This window comes from Enterococcus sp. AZ011, from assembly GCF_050548355.1.
In the GTDB taxonomy this organism is placed as follows: domain Bacteria; phylum Bacillota; class Bacilli; order Lactobacillales; family Enterococcaceae; genus Enterococcus; species Enterococcus faecalis.
In genome coordinates, this window is record NZ_CP172959.1 from 983,066 (window position 1) to 997,942 (window position 14,877).

Annotated in this window: 16 protein-coding genes; 13 read left to right on the top strand and 3 right to left on the bottom strand. The window is 38.3% G+C overall.

The features are described 5' to 3' along the window. Position 1: 1 nt before the first annotated feature. Positions 2 to 685: an HD domain-containing protein gene (locus IGL36_RS04825; RefSeq protein ID WP_002397807.1), complete on the top strand. Its 684-nt coding sequence runs from the start codon at positions 2 to 4 to the stop codon at positions 683 to 685. 16 nt (positions 686 to 701) lie between these two features. Here the strand turns inward: IGL36_RS04825 and IGL36_RS04830 are convergent, their stop codons facing one another. Then, complete coding sequence (locus IGL36_RS04830) at positions 702 to 1,196, bottom strand: YajQ family cyclic di-GMP-binding protein (protein WP_002357974.1); 495 nt, start codon at positions 1,194 to 1,196, stop codon at positions 702 to 704. A gap of 234 nt (positions 1,197 to 1,430) precedes the next feature. On the opposite strand from IGL36_RS04830, the gene IGL36_RS04835 reads away from it, so the two are divergent. From IGL36_RS04835 to IGL36_RS04875, 9 genes are all read left to right on the top strand, one after another. Then, the gene (locus IGL36_RS04835) at positions 1,431 to 2,387 is read left to right on the top strand and encodes a YitT family protein (RefSeq protein ID WP_002381974.1); all 957 of its coding nucleotides are present in this window, start codon (positions 1,431 to 1,433) and stop codon (positions 2,385 to 2,387) included. A gap of 202 nt (positions 2,388 to 2,589) precedes the next feature. Next, the gene (locus IGL36_RS04840) at positions 2,590 to 3,459 is read left to right on the top strand and encodes a class II fructose-bisphosphate aldolase (RefSeq protein WP_002357972.1); all 870 of its coding nucleotides are present in this window, start codon (positions 2,590 to 2,592) and stop codon (positions 3,457 to 3,459) included. Positions 3,460 to 3,632: 173 nt separating this feature from the next. Further along, on the top strand, positions 3,633 to 4,925 hold the full coding sequence (locus tag IGL36_RS04845) for a UDP-N-acetylglucosamine 1-carboxyvinyltransferase (RefSeq protein WP_002357969.1): 1,293 nt from the start codon (positions 3,633 to 3,635) through the stop codon (positions 4,923 to 4,925). After that, positions 4,922 to 6,214: a transcription termination factor Rho gene (gene rho, locus IGL36_RS04850; protein WP_002357968.1), complete on the top strand. Its 1,293-nt coding sequence runs from the start codon at positions 4,922 to 4,924 to the stop codon at positions 6,212 to 6,214. The genes IGL36_RS04845 and rho overlap by 4 nt, the downstream gene beginning before the upstream one ends. A gap of 100 nt (positions 6,215 to 6,314) precedes the next feature. Further along, a complete protein-coding gene (locus IGL36_RS04855; RefSeq protein ID WP_002357967.1) occupies positions 6,315 to 6,584 on the top strand; it encodes a type B 50S ribosomal protein L31 in 270 nt (89 codons plus the stop codon). A gap of 237 nt (positions 6,585 to 6,821) precedes the next feature. Then, entirely contained in the window at positions 6,822 to 7,886 is a 1,065-nt protein-coding gene (locus IGL36_RS04860) for a DUF916 and DUF3324 domain-containing protein (protein WP_002405244.1), read from the top strand. After that, a complete protein-coding gene (locus tag IGL36_RS04865; RefSeq protein WP_002357965.1) occupies positions 7,879 to 8,091 on the top strand; it encodes a hypothetical protein in 213 nt (70 codons plus the stop codon). The genes IGL36_RS04860 and IGL36_RS04865 overlap by 8 nt, the downstream gene beginning before the upstream one ends. A 226-nt stretch (positions 8,092 to 8,317) precedes the next feature. Next, on the top strand, positions 8,318 to 9,196 hold the full coding sequence (gene scrK / locus IGL36_RS04870) for a fructokinase ScrK (RefSeq protein ID WP_002361643.1): 879 nt from the start codon (positions 8,318 to 8,320) through the stop codon (positions 9,194 to 9,196). 90 nt (positions 9,197 to 9,286) lie between these two features. Further along, the gene (locus IGL36_RS04875; RefSeq protein ID WP_002357962.1) at positions 9,287 to 9,535 is read left to right on the top strand and encodes a YtxH domain-containing protein; all 249 of its coding nucleotides are present in this window, start codon (positions 9,287 to 9,289) and stop codon (positions 9,533 to 9,535) included. Positions 9,536 to 9,592: 57 nt separating this feature from the next. On the opposite strand, the gene nfsA is transcribed toward IGL36_RS04875, so the two are convergent. Then, positions 9,593 to 10,327 (bottom strand): oxygen-insensitive NADPH nitroreductase, encoded by a 735-nt coding sequence (gene nfsA / locus IGL36_RS04880; RefSeq protein ID WP_002397809.1) that lies wholly within the window; start codon positions 10,325 to 10,327, stop codon positions 9,593 to 9,595. A gap of 83 nt (positions 10,328 to 10,410) precedes the next feature. After that, positions 10,411 to 10,869, bottom strand: a complete 459-nt coding sequence (locus tag IGL36_RS04885; RefSeq protein WP_002357960.1) for an S-ribosylhomocysteine lyase — start codon at positions 10,867 to 10,869, stop codon at positions 10,411 to 10,413. Positions 10,870 to 11,075: 206 nt separating this feature from the next. Between IGL36_RS04885 and IGL36_RS04890 the strand changes: the two genes are divergently transcribed. From IGL36_RS04890 to IGL36_RS04900, 3 genes are read left to right on the top strand one after another with little or no spacing between them, the layout of a single operon-like run. Then, a complete protein-coding gene (locus IGL36_RS04890; RefSeq protein ID WP_002397810.1) occupies positions 11,076 to 12,143 on the top strand; it encodes an aspartate-semialdehyde dehydrogenase in 1,068 nt (355 codons plus the stop codon). A 33-nt stretch (positions 12,144 to 12,176) separates the two neighbouring features. Then, positions 12,177 to 13,049, top strand: coding sequence for a 4-hydroxy-tetrahydrodipicolinate synthase (gene dapA, locus IGL36_RS04895; RefSeq protein WP_002361644.1), 873 nt, complete (start codon positions 12,177 to 12,179; stop codon positions 13,047 to 13,049). A gap of 30 nt (positions 13,050 to 13,079) precedes the next feature. After that, entirely contained in the window at positions 13,080 to 14,768 is a 1,689-nt protein-coding gene (locus IGL36_RS04900) for a ribonuclease J (RefSeq protein ID WP_002357956.1), read from the top strand. Positions 14,769 to 14,877: the final 109 nt, after the last annotated feature.

Below are 14,877 nucleotides of genomic sequence, written 5' to 3' on the forward strand. Positions count from 1 at the left end.
AATGAAGCTGTTTGAACGCATTCATCAAGATACTGAAATTCGACAAATTTATGATGCAATTGGTCAAATGGAAGATGAAGAAGCTGGGTGGGCATACCACAATTGGTTTCATGTAACCAATGTCGTGGCCATGACGGAAATGATTTTGAAACAACTTGCTGTTTCAGAGGAGTATTTAGAAGCGGCAAAAATTGCGGCACTGCTCCATGATGTGGGTGCGCTACAAGGAAAAGCAGGACATGCGCTTCGGGGGAAACAATTTGCAGAAGCATATTTTCGTAAGCAAAAGATTTGTTTGCCTTATCAAGAAGAAATTTTATCTTCTATAGAAAATCATAGTAATGGCTTTGATTCGGAAGAGTTAATGACGCTAGCGCTAATCATTAGTGATAAATTAGATATTACAACCTCTCGTGTTGCAAAGGCTGGTTATTTCGTACCAGGAATGCGGCAATTTCAATTTTTAAAGAAAATTGAAATTATGCTTTCAGAACAAGAGGTTTGTGTCTCATTTACGGCAGAAGAAGAACTGGATTTAGAAGAATTAAATGCGTTTTATTTTATGCCAAAGGTTTTCAAAGCAATTGCCGCTTTTTCAGGAAAAATCCAACGCCGACCAATCGTTTTATTGAATAATCAAGAATGGCCGGTACCAAAACAAAAAAATCATTCAACTGTTCATTAACAGTTGAAGGATTTTTTTAGCGATAATTATTAAACTCAAGAGCCATGGGTAAATCTAATTCTCGTAAAAGAGCCATGACTTTTTGTAAATCATCCCGACTTTTTCCAGTTACCCGAATTTTGTCTTCTTGGATTTGTGACTTAACTTTAATACCAGAGTTTTTGATAGCTGTGTTGATTTTTTTTGCATTTTCTTTATCAATACCACTGATTAAATCACCATATTGGCGAGCGGTACCGCCTAAGGCTTTTTCACTTTCTGAGAAATGAATATTTTTAATCGGAACATTGCGTTTGACTAATTTTCCAAATAAAATATCCTTCACTTGCTCGACTTTATAATCATCTTCAGCTACGACTACTAGTTTATCGTTTTCCAATTTAATATCAGCAATTGACCCTTTAAAGTCAAAACGATTTTTCAATTCTTTCAAGGCAATTTGAATTGCGTTTTTGACTTCCTCCATATTGACCTCTGAAACTACATCAAAACTTGCTTCTTTTGCAGCCATGTAAAAACCTCCTAAAATATTCTTTGCTTCATCATATCATGAAATAGTAAAAAAGGTTAGGCTAGAATCATTTTGAATAGAGAAATAAGAAGATCAGTTTTTAGGGATATCTTCCCGCATTCTTTCATGGAAACGTTGCAAAAAAATTTTTTTCAATGTTCGCTTTTAGCCCCTTTTCTTTTAGGATAGAACCTGTTATTCTAAGTCAGAAGAATAGCGAAGGAGCGAAGAAAAATGAGTCGATTGGTTAGTACTTACCAAAGGAATGAATCGATAAAAAAAATAGCAGTGATGGCGATAACCGCTTTGACTTCTGCGGTCGGTTTGAATTTCTTTTTGATTCCGGCAAAAGTTTTTTCGGCAGGGATGAACGGAATTGCGCAAATCATTGCTACATTATTATATACAAATTTAGGAATCCATATTAATACAGGGATCTTCATTTTATTTTTAAACATTCCCGTCTTCATTCTAGGGTTTGTAAAATTAGGGAAACAATCAACGATTCTTAGTTTCATCAATGTTATTGGCATTTCCGTTGTCACTATGTTTGTGCCAATCGTAACAGTCACAACGAATCCTTTGATGAACGCAATTATGGGTGGTGTCTTAGTCGGCGTTGGCGCAGGGCTTTCATTGAAAATGGGCTTTAACACTGGCGGCATGGACATTATTTCACTGATTCTTTCAAAAACAACAGGGAAAACCGTTGGTAATTTTATGTTCTTATTAAATGGTATTATTGTGCTGTTGGCTGGTTTTGTATTTAACTGGGAAAGTGCGTTGTATACTATTATTTCTATTTACTGTTTGAGTCAGGTGGTCGACATGATTCATACCAGTCACCAAAAAGTCACAGCAATGATTGTCACTACGAGACCAGAAGCCGTTGCCTTAGAAGTTTCTCAACAAATCGCTCGTGGCATGACCTTGTTGCCTTCAATCGGCGGCTATTCAGGTGCAGAAGGTCGGATGATTATGATGGTCATTACTCGCTACGAACTCTATGATTTAGAACAAGCAGTTTACAGTATCGATGAGAATGCCTTTGTAAATATTTTACCAACACAATCGGTTTTAGGGCGTTTTGCCAATGAAGATGAACAACGGATTTTTCATAGTACAGGAACATTTCCTGAGCTTCAATCCTACAAGGTGAAACGTTATCCGCCAAAGAAAAAATTAAAATAGCAAGTCGGCCTTCAGGTCCCAAAGTCTTAACGGGAAAACTGGAGGTTTTTTTATAAAAATGAAGGTTATGTGAAAGAATAGACAAAAATTTTCTGAAAAAGGGAATTTTACTAGAAAAGTGTCAGGAATTCTGCTAAAATAGAACCGTTGGTTAGGGAACACCTAACAAATAAAGTTTTTAAAAACTTAGGAGGAATTTTTTATGCCAGTAGTATCAGGAGCAGAATTCTTAAAAGCAGCACGTAAAGGCGGCTATGCAGTAGGTGGCTATAACACAAATAACTTAGAATGGACACAAGCGATTTTAGAAGCAGCAGAAGCTAAAAAAGCACCAGTTCTAATCCAAACATCAATGGGCGCTGCTAAATACATGGGCGGCTACAAAGTAGCTAAAGACATGATTACTAATTTAGTAGACTCAATGAATATCACAGTTCCAGTAGCAATTCACTTAGACCACGGTGACTACGAAGCTGCTTTAGAATGTATCGAAGTTGGCTATACTTCAATCATGTTTGATGGTTCTCACTTACCATTCGAAGAAAACTTAAAATTAGCGAAAGATGTAGTTGAAAAAGCTCACGCTAAAGGTATTTCTGTTGAATGTGAAGTTGGTTCAATCGGTGGTGAAGAAGACGGAATCATCGGTACTGGCGAATTAGCTGATATCGAAGAATGTAAACAAATGGTTGCTACAGGTATTGACTACTTAGCATGTGGTATCGGTAACATCCATGGTCAATATCCAGAAAACTGGAAAGGTTTAGCATTTGATCACTTACAAGCAATTGCTGAAGCTGTCGGTTCTGATGTACCTCTAGTATTACACGGAGGTTCTGGTATTCCTCAAGAACAAATTGAAAAAGCAATTTCAATGGGTATCTCAAAAGTTAACGTAAATACAGAATTCCAATTATCATTCGCTAAAGCAACGCGCGAATATATTGAAGCTGGTAAAGATTTAGAAGGTAAAGGATTTGACCCTCGTAAATTATTAGCACCAGGTAAAGCTGCAATCATCAAAGATGCAGAAGAACACATTGATTGGTTCGGTTCAGCTAACAAAGCTTAATCAACTAGTTACGTTAAAGACAGCCACAGCACGTGGCTGTCTTTTTTATTTTTTGTTATTTTTTCATTCTATTAAAATACCTGAGAAGTTTTCTTTTTTCTTAAGCTTGATTATGATAGAATGATTGGGTAGTTTATTTAGAAAACGTATATTACAGATAGGTGAGAATATAAATGAAAAAAATCGTAATCAATGGGAATCGTCCATTAAAAGGCGAAGTAACCATTAGCGGCGCTAAAAATAGTGTGGTCGCTTTAATTCCAGCTGCTATTTTAGCAGATTCGCCCGTGACTTTAGATGGCGTTCCTGACATTCAGGATGTTCACTCATTAATTGAAATTTTAGAAATTATGGGTGCTAAAATTACTTTTGAAAATAATACATTAATTATTGATCCAACAGAAGTTGTTTCTGTGCCTATGCCAAAAGGAAAAATCAATAGCTTACGTGCGTCCTATTATTTTATGGGCTCACTTCTTGGTCGATTTGGGGAAGGCGTTGTCGGCTTACCTGGCGGTTGTTACTTAGGACCTCGTCCAATTGATTTACATATCAAAGGATTTGAAGCATTAGGCGCTCATGTAACCAACGAACATGGGGCGATGTACTTGAGAACAGACGAAGCTGGCTTACAAGGAACCCGAATTTTTATGGATATGGTATCTATTGGCGCTACAATCAATGTCATGTTAGCCGCAGTTAAAGCCAAAGGCAAAACGATTATTGAAAATGCTGCGCGTGAGCCAGAAATTATTGATATTGCTACATTATTAAATAACATGGGTGCAAAAGTTCGAGGAGCTGGAACGGACGTTATTCGGATTGAAGGTGTCGAAGAATTACATGGTTGTCGTCACTCGATTATTCCAGATCGAATTGAAGCTGGGACTTATTTAGCTATGGCAGCAGCTATGGGTGAAGGAATCAAAGTTCGAAATGTTATTTATGAGCATTTAGAAAGCTTCATTGCGAAATTGCAAGAAATGGGCGTTAAGATGACAATTGAAGAAGACATGATTGAAGTTCATCCGTCACATGATCTGAAAATGACGACGGTGAAAACCTATCCGTATCCTGGTTTTGCCACAGACTTGCAACAACCGTTAACGCCATTACTTTTAAAAGCGCAAGGAACTGGTGAAATTATTGATACGATTTATGCTCAACGAAATAAGCATATCCCTGAGTTAGTGCGGATGGGGGCTGATGCTTCGGTTGAAGGCAATATGATTATTTTAAATGGTCCAAATCAATTGCACGGTGCAGAAGTAGTCGCCTCTGATTTACGGGCAGGCGCTTGCTTAGTCACTGCCGGCTTGATGGCTGAAGGTACGACCACAATTTATAATGTAGAATATATTTTACGTGGGTACGACCACATTATCGAAAAGTTAACTGCTTTGGGCGCTGATATTCAAATGCTAGAAACCGAAGAACAAGAAGGTCCGTTTGAGGTGGATCAATGAGCGACTATTTAACAATGGCTGAATTGGAAAACAGTACGTTAAAAGATATTTATGCGTACGCGAAAGAGTTTAAAATTCCTTATTATAGCCAAATGAACAAAAAAGAATTGTCTTTAGCTGTGATTCGTGCACAAGCTGAGAAGCAAGGGTTTTTCTTCATGGAAGGAATTTTAGATATTGTTTCTCAGGATGGTTATGGCTTTTTGCGACCAATTAATTATGGACCAAGTGCAGAAGACATTTATATTTCTTCTTCTCAAATTCGTCGTTTCGGATTGAGAAATGGGGACAAAGTAGCTGGCAAGGCGCGTCCGCCAAAGGAATCAGAACGTTATTATGGACTCATGCATGTTGAAAGTGTCAATGGGAAAGATCCTGAAGAAGCGAAAGAGCGGCCACATTTTCCAGCGCTAACACCATTGTATCCTGAAAAACAATTAACGTTAGAAACAACGGCTGGCAGATTATCAACACGAATGATTGATGTATTTGCACCAATTGGTTTTGGGCAACGTGGTTTAATTGTAGCGCCGCCAAAAGCCGGGAAAACAAGTGTTTTAAAGGAAATTGCTAATGGGATTACAGAAAATCATCCTGATGTGGAATTGATTCTGTTGTTAATTGACGAGCGTCCTGAAGAAGTGACTGATTTAGAGCGAAGTGTTAAAGGCGATGTGGTTTCTTCAACTTTTGATCAACAACCACAAAATCATACGCGAGTTGCTGAATTGGTTCTGGATCGAGCAATGCGCTTAGTTGAAGACAAACGGGACGTAGTTATTTTAATGGACAGCATCACTCGTTTAGCAAGGGCCTATAATTTAGTGGTCCCGCCTAGTGGTCGAACCTTAAGTGGTGGAATAGATCCAGCTGCGTTTTTCAAACCTAAACGATTTTTTGGTGCTGCCAGAAATATCGAAGAAGGGGGCAGTTTAACTATTTTAGCCACAGCATTGGTGGATACAGGTAGCCGAATGGATGATGTCATCTATGAAGAATTCAAAGGCACAGGCAATATGGAGCTCCATTTATCTCGTGAATTAGCAGAGCGCCGTATTTTCCCAGCAATTGATATTAAAAAATCAAGTACGCGAAAAGAAGAGTTGTTAATGACACCAGAACAACTAGAAGAAACGTGGAAATTGAGAAATAATATGTCAGGAGACTCGCTGGAATATACGGATCAATTCATAAAAATGTTAAAACGGACCCAAAATAATCAACAATTATTTGAAGTTTTCCATGATGTTTCGTTTGGCAAACAAATTAAAAGAAATCCAAAAAGATAATTGCATACCAACTGAAAACATGGTAAGATAGCATTGTTGTATACCGACAAAATAACTCTGATACAGCAAATGGATCAGGGCAAAGGAGCGAAAAAAACGTATGAAACAAGATATCCATCCAAATTACCAACCAGTAGTATTCATGGATTCAACAACAGGTTTCAAATTCCTTTCAGGTTCAACTAAAGGATCTTCAGAAACTGTTGAATGGGAAGATGGCAACACTTATCCATTATTACGTGTTGAGGTTACTTCAGACTCACACCCATTCTACACTGGTCGTCAAAAATTCACACAAGCCGACGGACGTGTGGACCGTTTCAACAAAAAATACGGTCTCAAAGACGAAAACGCAAATCCAGACGCATAGTCTTTCAAAACATTGTTATGACAAGGTTTATAGAGGTTTTCCACTGTGGTGGGAAACCTCTATTTTTGCGTTAAATATGTAGTTTTAATTCAGAGAAAAGAAATAAAGTAACTTAACAATCTTTTCTTCTTTCTTTTCAAGATTATCCTTCCCAAAAGTCAAAGATTGATCAGCATTGTTTCGCTGATTTGTTAGACTAGTAAGTACATTCAGCTTTATAAAGGAGATCTTGAAGAAATGAGTAGAAAAAAAGTCGGTGTTTTCTGTCTATTTCTGTTTTTTACATTTTTGATTATTGTTCCAAAAGTAGAAGCTACAGAAGAAATGAAGACTAAATTTACAGTAACGCCTGTTTTACCAGAAAATCAAGTGTCGGGAACATCTAGTTATTATGATTTAATTCTGGCACCAAAGCAATCTTCCACTATTGTCTTAGATATAAAAAATAAGACAGACGAAAAATTGTCCATCGTATTGACTCTAGCAAATGCATCAACAAATGATAATGGGTTGATTGTGTACAATGATTTTGATAAACCACTTGATTCATCGTTAAAGGTTCCGCTGACAGACTTGGTTACTTTAGAAAATGAGGAAGTGAGTGTGCCGCCTCATCAAACAGTATCAGCAAAGATGAAGGTGAAGGGACTTGATCAGCCTATCAAAGGAGTTGTGTTAGGCGGGGTTTATGCGCATCTCAAAGATGAAAAAACAGAGGAAGAGAACCAAACAACGGGATTAACCAGTCGCTACGGGTTTAATGTTGCGATTGCCATGAGGAGTGCTGAGAATGCTCCTTTAACAGAGGTGAACCAACTGAAATTAGCGAAAGTAACACCTACAATTGCTTTAGGGTCCAAATCGCTAAAGGCGGTCATTCAAAATCCGTATGCTGCTATTTTTCCAGAAGTTCGTTTAGAAGGTCAAGTGATAAAAAAAGGATCCTCTAAAAAAATTGCACAACGGACACTAAAAAATGTTCGCTTTGCCCCAAATAGTTCCATGAATTTTCATCTTGATTTGGGCAAACAGCCGCTAGATGCTGGGACTTATATATTTACAGGACGTGCTATTTTACAACAAGATGAACAACAGTCTTGGCCTTTTCAACAAGAATTTACGATTAACACTCGTGAAGCAAAAAAATTGAATCAAGAAGCTACGGTCAAATGGGTCCTACCTACATGGTGGTTACCGACTTTCTACACGTTGTTAGTAATCACAATTGGGGCAATTTATAGTGTCATTTGGCGCAATAATTATCAAAAAACAAGCGAAAAGGAGAGTGAGAATAATGGCTAGTTGGTTTTGGTTGTCTGGCGGTTTAGCGGTCATTTGTTTTATGTTTTTCCTCTTTTCTTTGCTGACTAGTATGAGTTTTATTCAGCATGCAAAAGAACCCAGAAGTATTCTAAAAGAAACGCTTTTAAGTTGGTTAATGCTTTTACTTAGTGGTGGGTGGATTACAATCGGACTATTGTTATATTTTTCGCTAAAGAATCAATAAACAAAAAACGAGCATTCATTGTTAGATAACCGTGAATGCTCGTTTTTTTGTTTTAGGAAAATGCTCTTTAGCAACTTGCCAGATTTCATTGGGCAACCTGACTGAAATTGTTAAATTGTTCTGTCGAAACGACAAAAAAGTGGTAAACTAAACGTGTATGTTAGTTATTTAATCAAAAGTAATGTATCCGCTTACTTATAAAATGGAAACGAAGGAGCATATTGCAATGACAGAAAAACTTTTAGGAAGTATCGAAGCCGGTGGCACAAAATTTGTATGTGGCGTTGGGACAGATGATTTGACCATCGTAGAACGTGTCAGTTTTCCCACAACAACCCCAGAAGAAACAATGAAAAAAGTAATAGAATTTTTCCAACAATATCCTTTAAAAGCGATTGGGATTGGTTCGTTTGGTCCGATTGATATTCACGTTGATTCTCCTACGTATGGTTATATCACTTCTACACCAAAATTAGCTTGGCGTAACTTTGACTTGTTAGGAACTATGAAACAACATTTTGATGTGCCAATGGCTTGGACAACGGATGTGAATGCTGCGGCATATGGTGAGTATGTTGCTGGAAATGGGCAACATACATCTAGTTGTGTATATTATACAATTGGAACTGGTGTTGGCGCTGGAGCGATTCAAAACGGTGAGTTTATTGAAGGCTTTAGCCACCCAGAAATGGGGCATGCGTTAGTCCGTCGTCATCCTGAAGATACGTATGCAGGAAATTGTCCTTATCATGGAGATTGTTTAGAAGGGATTGCAGCAGGACCAGCAGTTGAAGGTCGTTCTGGTAAAAAAGGTCATTTATTGGAAGAGGATCATAAAACTTGGGAACTAGAAGCTTATTATTTAGCGCAAGCAGCGTACAATACGACTTTATTATTAGCGCCAGAAGTGATCATTTTAGGTGGCGGCGTCATGAAACAACGCCATTTGATGCCGAAAGTTCGTGAAAAATTTGCTGAATTAGTCAATGGATATGTGGAAACACCACCTTTAGAAAAATACTTGGTGACGCCTCTTTTAGAAGATAATCCAGGAACAATTGGTTGCTTTGCCTTGGCAAAAAAAGCTTTAATGGCTCAAAAATAACCATTTATTCGCAGTTCATGCATTATATTTGAAGGAAATGGCTAAGAATGATACTCTTATTATGTAATTAATTATTTAGGAGGGATTAGCATGGCAGATTTAAAAGGACGTTTTGACGATGCAAAAGATAAAGTAGAAGGTACTGCAAAAGAAGCGCAAGGCAAAGTTACGGATGATAAAGGCAAAGAACTTGAAGGAAAAGCTCAATCAACCTTTGCTGACGTAAAAGACAAAGCACGTGATGCCGGCGACGACCTTAAAGAAGGCGCTGAAAAATTAACTGATAAAGTTAAAGAAGGCTTTGAAGACTTAAAAGACAAATTTAGTAAAGATAAATAAAAATTAACAAAAGAGCGTGGGCTTACGTTGAAATAACGTAGGCCCACGCTCTTTTGTTTAGACATCAAATCCTTGTTTTTGCAAGAAAATTTTTACTTCTGGGCGACGGTTATAAGAAAAATAGGATAAAGACTTCTGCGACCAATCCGCTGTTTGGGCGTTACTTGAGCGGCTGGCATAATAATCTTTTAATAATTCATCATACGCGTGCATATCTGTCAATTTGTCTGGTTGGTAGTGATTTTCGCTTAAAATATTTTCAAAAGGCATCCGTGGTTTCACACCATTTAACGTTTCTGGTACACCGATTGTTAATCCGAAAAGTGGTACAGTTAATTCAGGCAAAGATAAGTGTTTGGCTACTGTGTCTAAGTCATTTCGAATGCCGCCAATATAACAAATCCCTAAATCCATAGATTCAGCCGCAATGGCCATGTTTTGCGCAGCAATCGTTGTATCAACGGCAGCTACTAATAATGATTCTGGTGTCTTTAAGGGTTCTAATGATTGCCCCTCTTTTGACAAAATCGTTGCATGACGATACAAATCAGCAACAAAAACATAGAACACACCAGTGTTAACGACATAGTCTTCACAATTTGCTAAACGTCCCAATTCTCTGCGTAGCTCAGGATCTTTGATTTCTATAATTGTATAAGCTTGTAAAAAATTGGAGCTTGATCCTGCTTGAGCTGCAGTAATTAACTGTTGTTTCTGCTTGTCCGTTAACGCTTGCTTTTTAAAATGACGAACGGAACGGTGACTTAGTAATTGTTCAATTGTTTGATTCATAAAAAACCTCCGTTTAAATTAAGAAAGAGAACAGAAAAACCCACAGCTTAATAGTGGGTTTCTCTGTCGTTAATTGCTAAAGATTACAGAATGCGTTCAAATGGATCTAAACTAATTCCTTGGTCTAAGACGATTTTTGCGTATTCTTTCGCTGCAAATAAAGAATGATCTTTGTAGTTTCCGCACTCTTTTGCAGAGACTGCTGGAACAACTTCTGTATTGATTACTTTGTTTAAAACGTTGACTAATGCATCACGGATTTCTTGTGGTGAATGTTGATCCCACATAATCATATAAAAACCAGTGCGGCAACCCATTGGCGAAATGTCAATGATTCCTTTTAATTCATCACGCATGTTAACTGCTAATAAATGTTCCAACGTGTGTAATGCGCCTGTTGGTAGGGCATCTTTGTTTGGTTGTAAGAAACGTAAGTCATATTTTTCGACTAACGCATCACCATTTTGTTCTGTGCCAGCAAGGCGAACATATGGTGCTTTTACTGTGTTGTGATCTAATTCAAAACTTTCTACGCGTGCCATGAAATTTCGCTCCCTTTATAATTAAATTCGTTTTAACTATAACAAATTTAAGTCAAAAGTCAATGGATAGTCCTTTGATGGGTAATAGTTTTAAAATATCATGGGAAAATAAAAAAATCATTTTTTTGACTATGTAGGTTTTTTCAATACTATGGTAAAATAGGACAAGTAGCTTTTACAAGAAGGTAAGAGGGGAGTATGAAAATATGGGAAAAGAATATCATGTTGCCGTGGTAGGAGCAACAGGTGCTGTCGGGACAAGAATGATTGAATTGTTAGCAGAAACAAGTTTGCCAATTGCCAGTGTGAGGTTATTGGCGTCTAAGCGTTCTGCCGGACAAGAGATTCAGTTTAAAGGGCAACCTCTTATCGTGGAAGAATTAGTCCCGGAATCATTTGAAGGAATCGATTTAGCATTATTTAGTGCTGGCGGGAGTATTTCCGAAAAGTTTGCACCAGAAGCAGTTAAGCGAGGAGCTGTTGTTGTTGACAACACTAGCCATTTTAGAATGGCAAAAGATGTTCCTTTAGTTGTTCCAGAAGTAAACCCGGAAGCCTTGAAAAATCATCAGGGAATCATCGCAAATCCCAATTGTTCTACGATTCAAATGATGGTGGCCTTGGAACCAATTCGGCAAGCGTTTGGCTTAGAACGAATCATCGTTTCAACGTATCAAGCTGTGAGTGGCGCAGGTATCCGTGCAATTAATGAGCTAAAAGAACAAGCCGAAGATTTTTTAGAGGGAAAACCTGTCAGCGAATGGTCAGCTGAAATTTTACCAGCTGGCAGTGACGAAAAACATTATCCAATTGCTTTTAATGCGTTGCCTCAAATTGATGTTTTTTCAGAAGCAGGGTATACCTACGAAGAATGGAAAATGATGAATGAAACAAAAAAAATCATGGGAGACAACAAGCTAAAAGTCGTTGCCACCTGTGTCCGTATTCCGGTAATTTCAGGACATTCTGAATCTGTTTATATAGAAGTGAAACAAGCAGATGCATCGGCCTCAGCCATCCAAGAATTAATGGCGCAAGCTCCAGGTGTAATTTTGCAAGATGAGCCAAGTGAACAACTATATCCACAAGCGCTAAATAGCGTCAACCAGAAAGAAACATTTGTCGGCCGTATTCGTCAAGACGTTGACGTGAAGAACGGTTTCCATTTATGGATTGTGTCAGACAACCTATTAAAAGGAGCTGCTTGGAACTCGGTCCAAATTGCTGAAACGCTACACGAAATGAATTTGCTTCGTGTACCTGAAAACGACTAGAAGGTTTGTATTGTATACTCGGGAGGGAATAGGATGGATTTAACGAATGCAACAATTATTACGGCAATGGTTACGCCGTTTCAAGAATCGGGAGAAATAGATTTTGATAAACTACCGCAATTGGTAGACTATTTATTGGCCAATCATACAGAAGGCGTTATTTTAGCAGGAACAACTGGTGAATCACCCACGTTAACTCATGAAGAAGAATTACAATTATTCCAGCGAATTATTGAACTGATCGATGGACGTATTCCGATTATTTGTGGTGTAGGTACGAATGATACACGTGACTCAGTCGCTTTTGTGAAAGAGTTAGCGACAATCGCTGGTATCGATGCTGTTTTGGCGGTTGTTCCTTATTATAATAAACCAAATCAAGAAGGTATGTATCAACATTTTAAAACCATCGCAGAAGCAAGTGAACTACCAATTATTTTGTACAATGTTCCTGGTAGAACGGCTGCATGTCTAGAAGTGGAAACTACTTTGCGCTTAGCACAATTGGAAAAAATTGTGGCAATTAAAGAATGTGCAGGGTTAGATGCAATTACTGAGTTGATTGAAAGAGCGCCAAAAGACTTTCTAGTGTATACTGGAGAAGACGGGTTGGCTTTTGCCACCAAGGCACTTGGCGGACAAGGGGTTATTTCGGTAGCCAGTCATGTCTTCGGTTCGTCAATGTATGAGATGTATCAAGCGCTGGAGCAGGGGAACTTGCCGGAAGCGGCTAAAATTCAACGACAGTTATTACCAAAAATGAACGCATTGTTTTCAGTGCCTTCGCCGGCACCCGTGAAAGCGGCCTTAAATCATTTAGGTATTCCTGTTGGAAATTTACGTTTACCTCTAGTTGCTTGTACACCAGAAGAAGAGCAAAGAATTATTCGCACGTTAGAGATTTAAAGAACGTGTAATCATAGAGAGGTGAAAAGAGTGAGTACAATAAAAATCGTTCCATTAGGCGGCGTTCGTGAAAATGGAAAAAATATGTACGTTGCTGAAGTGGAAGATGAAATTTTTGTACTGGATTGTGGATTACAATATCCAGAGAACGAACTTTTAGGAATTGACGTTGTCATTCCGGATTTTACGTATTTAGAAGAAAATAGTGAACGAATTGCAGGGGTCTTTTTAACACATGGCCATGCAGATGCAATTGGGGCCTTACCGTATTTGCTTTCAAAAATTCAAGTGCCTGTTTTTGGGACAGAATTAACGATTGAACTAGCAAAACTAAGTGTCAACAGTCATGCGGAAACGAAGAAATTTAAAGATTTCCATGTGATTGACCCGCATACAGAAATTGATTTTGGTCAAGCAACGGTGAGCTTCTTTAAAACAACGCACACCATTCCAGATTCGATTGGTGTTAGCATCAAAACAAAAGAAGGTAACATTGTTTATACTGGTGATTTTAAATTTGATCAAAGTGCGATTGAGATGTATCAAACCGATTATGGCCGCTTGGCTGAAATTGGGAAAGAAGGCGTCTTGGCGCTACTTAGTGATTCATCAAATGCTGAAAACCCAGCCCAAGTTGCATCGGAAGCCCAAATCGCTGATGAGGTGTTCGACACGATTCGCTATTGGGAAGGACGAATCATCGTGGCATGTGTGGCAAGTAATTTGCAACGGGTCCAACAAGTATTGAATGCAGCGGATCGTTCTGGTCGTAAAGTCGTTTTGACAGGCCAAGATTTTGAACGGATTATTCGGACGGCGATGAAATTGGAAAAATTACAATTGCCAAGCGAAGATCTATTAGTGAAACCAAAAGAAATGAAAAAATATGCACCCGAACAGTTATTAATTTTAGAAACAGGCCGAATGGGAGAACCGATTAAGTCACTTCAAAAAATGGCTAATAATACACATGGTGTCGTTCGAATTGAAGAAGGCGATTTAGTTTATATTACGACAACGCCGACAACGGCCATGGAAACAACGGTTGCCAAAACAGAGGATATTGTCTATCGGGCCGGTGCTACGGTGAAGCAAATTTCCGACAATTTACGTGTGTCTGGTCACGCTAATCCGAATGACTTGCAATTGATGCTGAACTTAATGAAACCAAAATATTTCATTCCTGTCCAAGGTGAATACCGCCAGTTAGCTGCGCATGCGGACTTAGCACACGAAATTGGCATGCCTTATAAAGATATCTTTATTACAGGTCGTGGGGACATTCTAGAGTATACAAAAGGTAGAATGTCGGTAGCTGGCAGCACAACGGCCGAAAATATTATGATTGACGGGATTGGTGTCGGTGATATTGGTAATATCGTTTTACGGGATCGTCGTATTCTTTCCGAAGATGGTATTTTTGTGGCTGTTGTGACAATTAATCGCCGAGAAAAACGAATTGTTTCACCAGCTAAAATTACTTCTAGAGGTTTTGTTTACGTTAAAACAAGTAAAGACCTAATGAAAGAAAGTAGCAATATTGTTACAGAAATTGTTGAAAAACATTTAGAAAGTGACGATTTTGAATGGAGCAAACTGAAACAAGAAATCCGCGAAAACTTAAGCCGTTATTTATTTGAACAAACCAAACGTCGTCCTGTGATCTTACCAGTTATCATGGAAGCGACGCAACGCAAGCGTCCCAAAAATAACGCATAGTTCGTCCTGATAAAAGCAGGTGATTTTAGGAGAAATTCTTCTAAAGTCATCTGTTCTTTTTTGTAACTTTCTTCTATAAATATGGTACTATTAATCAGAGCGCTGAATA

What these genes read in the sequence shown, in the direction of transcription:
- IGL36_RS04860 (WP_002405244.1), top strand. Translation starts at nt 6,822, where the DNA reads ATGAGTAGAAAAAAAGTCGGTGTTTTCTGTCTATTTCTGTTTTTTACA.
- IGL36_RS04835 (WP_002381974.1), top strand. Translation starts at nt 1,431, where the DNA reads ATGAGTCGATTGGTTAGTACTTACCAAAGGAATGAATCGATAAAAAAA.
- IGL36_RS04825 (WP_002397807.1), top strand. Translation starts at nt 2, where the DNA reads ATGAAGCTGTTTGAACGCATTCATCAAGATACTGAAATTCGACAAATT.
- IGL36_RS04865 (WP_002357965.1), top strand. Translation starts at nt 7,879, where the DNA reads ATGGCTAGTTGGTTTTGGTTGTCTGGCGGTTTAGCGGTCATTTGTTTT.
- IGL36_RS04855 (WP_002357967.1), top strand. Translation starts at nt 6,315, where the DNA reads ATGAAACAAGATATCCATCCAAATTACCAACCAGTAGTATTCATGGAT.
- IGL36_RS04830 (WP_002357974.1), bottom strand. Translation starts at nt 1,196, where the DNA reads ATGGCTGCAAAAGAAGCAAGTTTTGATGTAGTTTCAGAGGTCAATATG.
- scrK (WP_002361643.1), top strand. Translation starts at nt 8,318, where the DNA reads ATGACAGAAAAACTTTTAGGAAGTATCGAAGCCGGTGGCACAAAATTT.
- IGL36_RS04875 (WP_002357962.1), top strand. Translation starts at nt 9,287, where the DNA reads ATGGCAGATTTAAAAGGACGTTTTGACGATGCAAAAGATAAAGTAGAA.
- IGL36_RS04840 (WP_002357972.1), top strand. Translation starts at nt 2,590, where the DNA reads ATGCCAGTAGTATCAGGAGCAGAATTCTTAAAAGCAGCACGTAAAGGC.
- rho (WP_002357968.1), top strand. Translation starts at nt 4,922, where the DNA reads ATGAGCGACTATTTAACAATGGCTGAATTGGAAAACAGTACGTTAAAA.
- IGL36_RS04885 (WP_002357960.1), bottom strand. Translation starts at nt 10,869, where the DNA reads ATGGCACGCGTAGAAAGTTTTGAATTAGATCACAACACAGTAAAAGCA.
- nfsA (WP_002397809.1), bottom strand. Translation starts at nt 10,327, where the DNA reads ATGAATCAAACAATTGAACAATTACTAAGTCACCGTTCCGTTCGTCAT.
- IGL36_RS04845 (WP_002357969.1), top strand. Translation starts at nt 3,633, where the DNA reads ATGAAAAAAATCGTAATCAATGGGAATCGTCCATTAAAAGGCGAAGTA.
- dapA (WP_002361644.1), top strand. Translation starts at nt 12,177, where the DNA reads ATGGATTTAACGAATGCAACAATTATTACGGCAATGGTTACGCCGTTT.
- IGL36_RS04890 (WP_002397810.1), top strand. Translation starts at nt 11,076, where the DNA reads ATGGGAAAAGAATATCATGTTGCCGTGGTAGGAGCAACAGGTGCTGTC.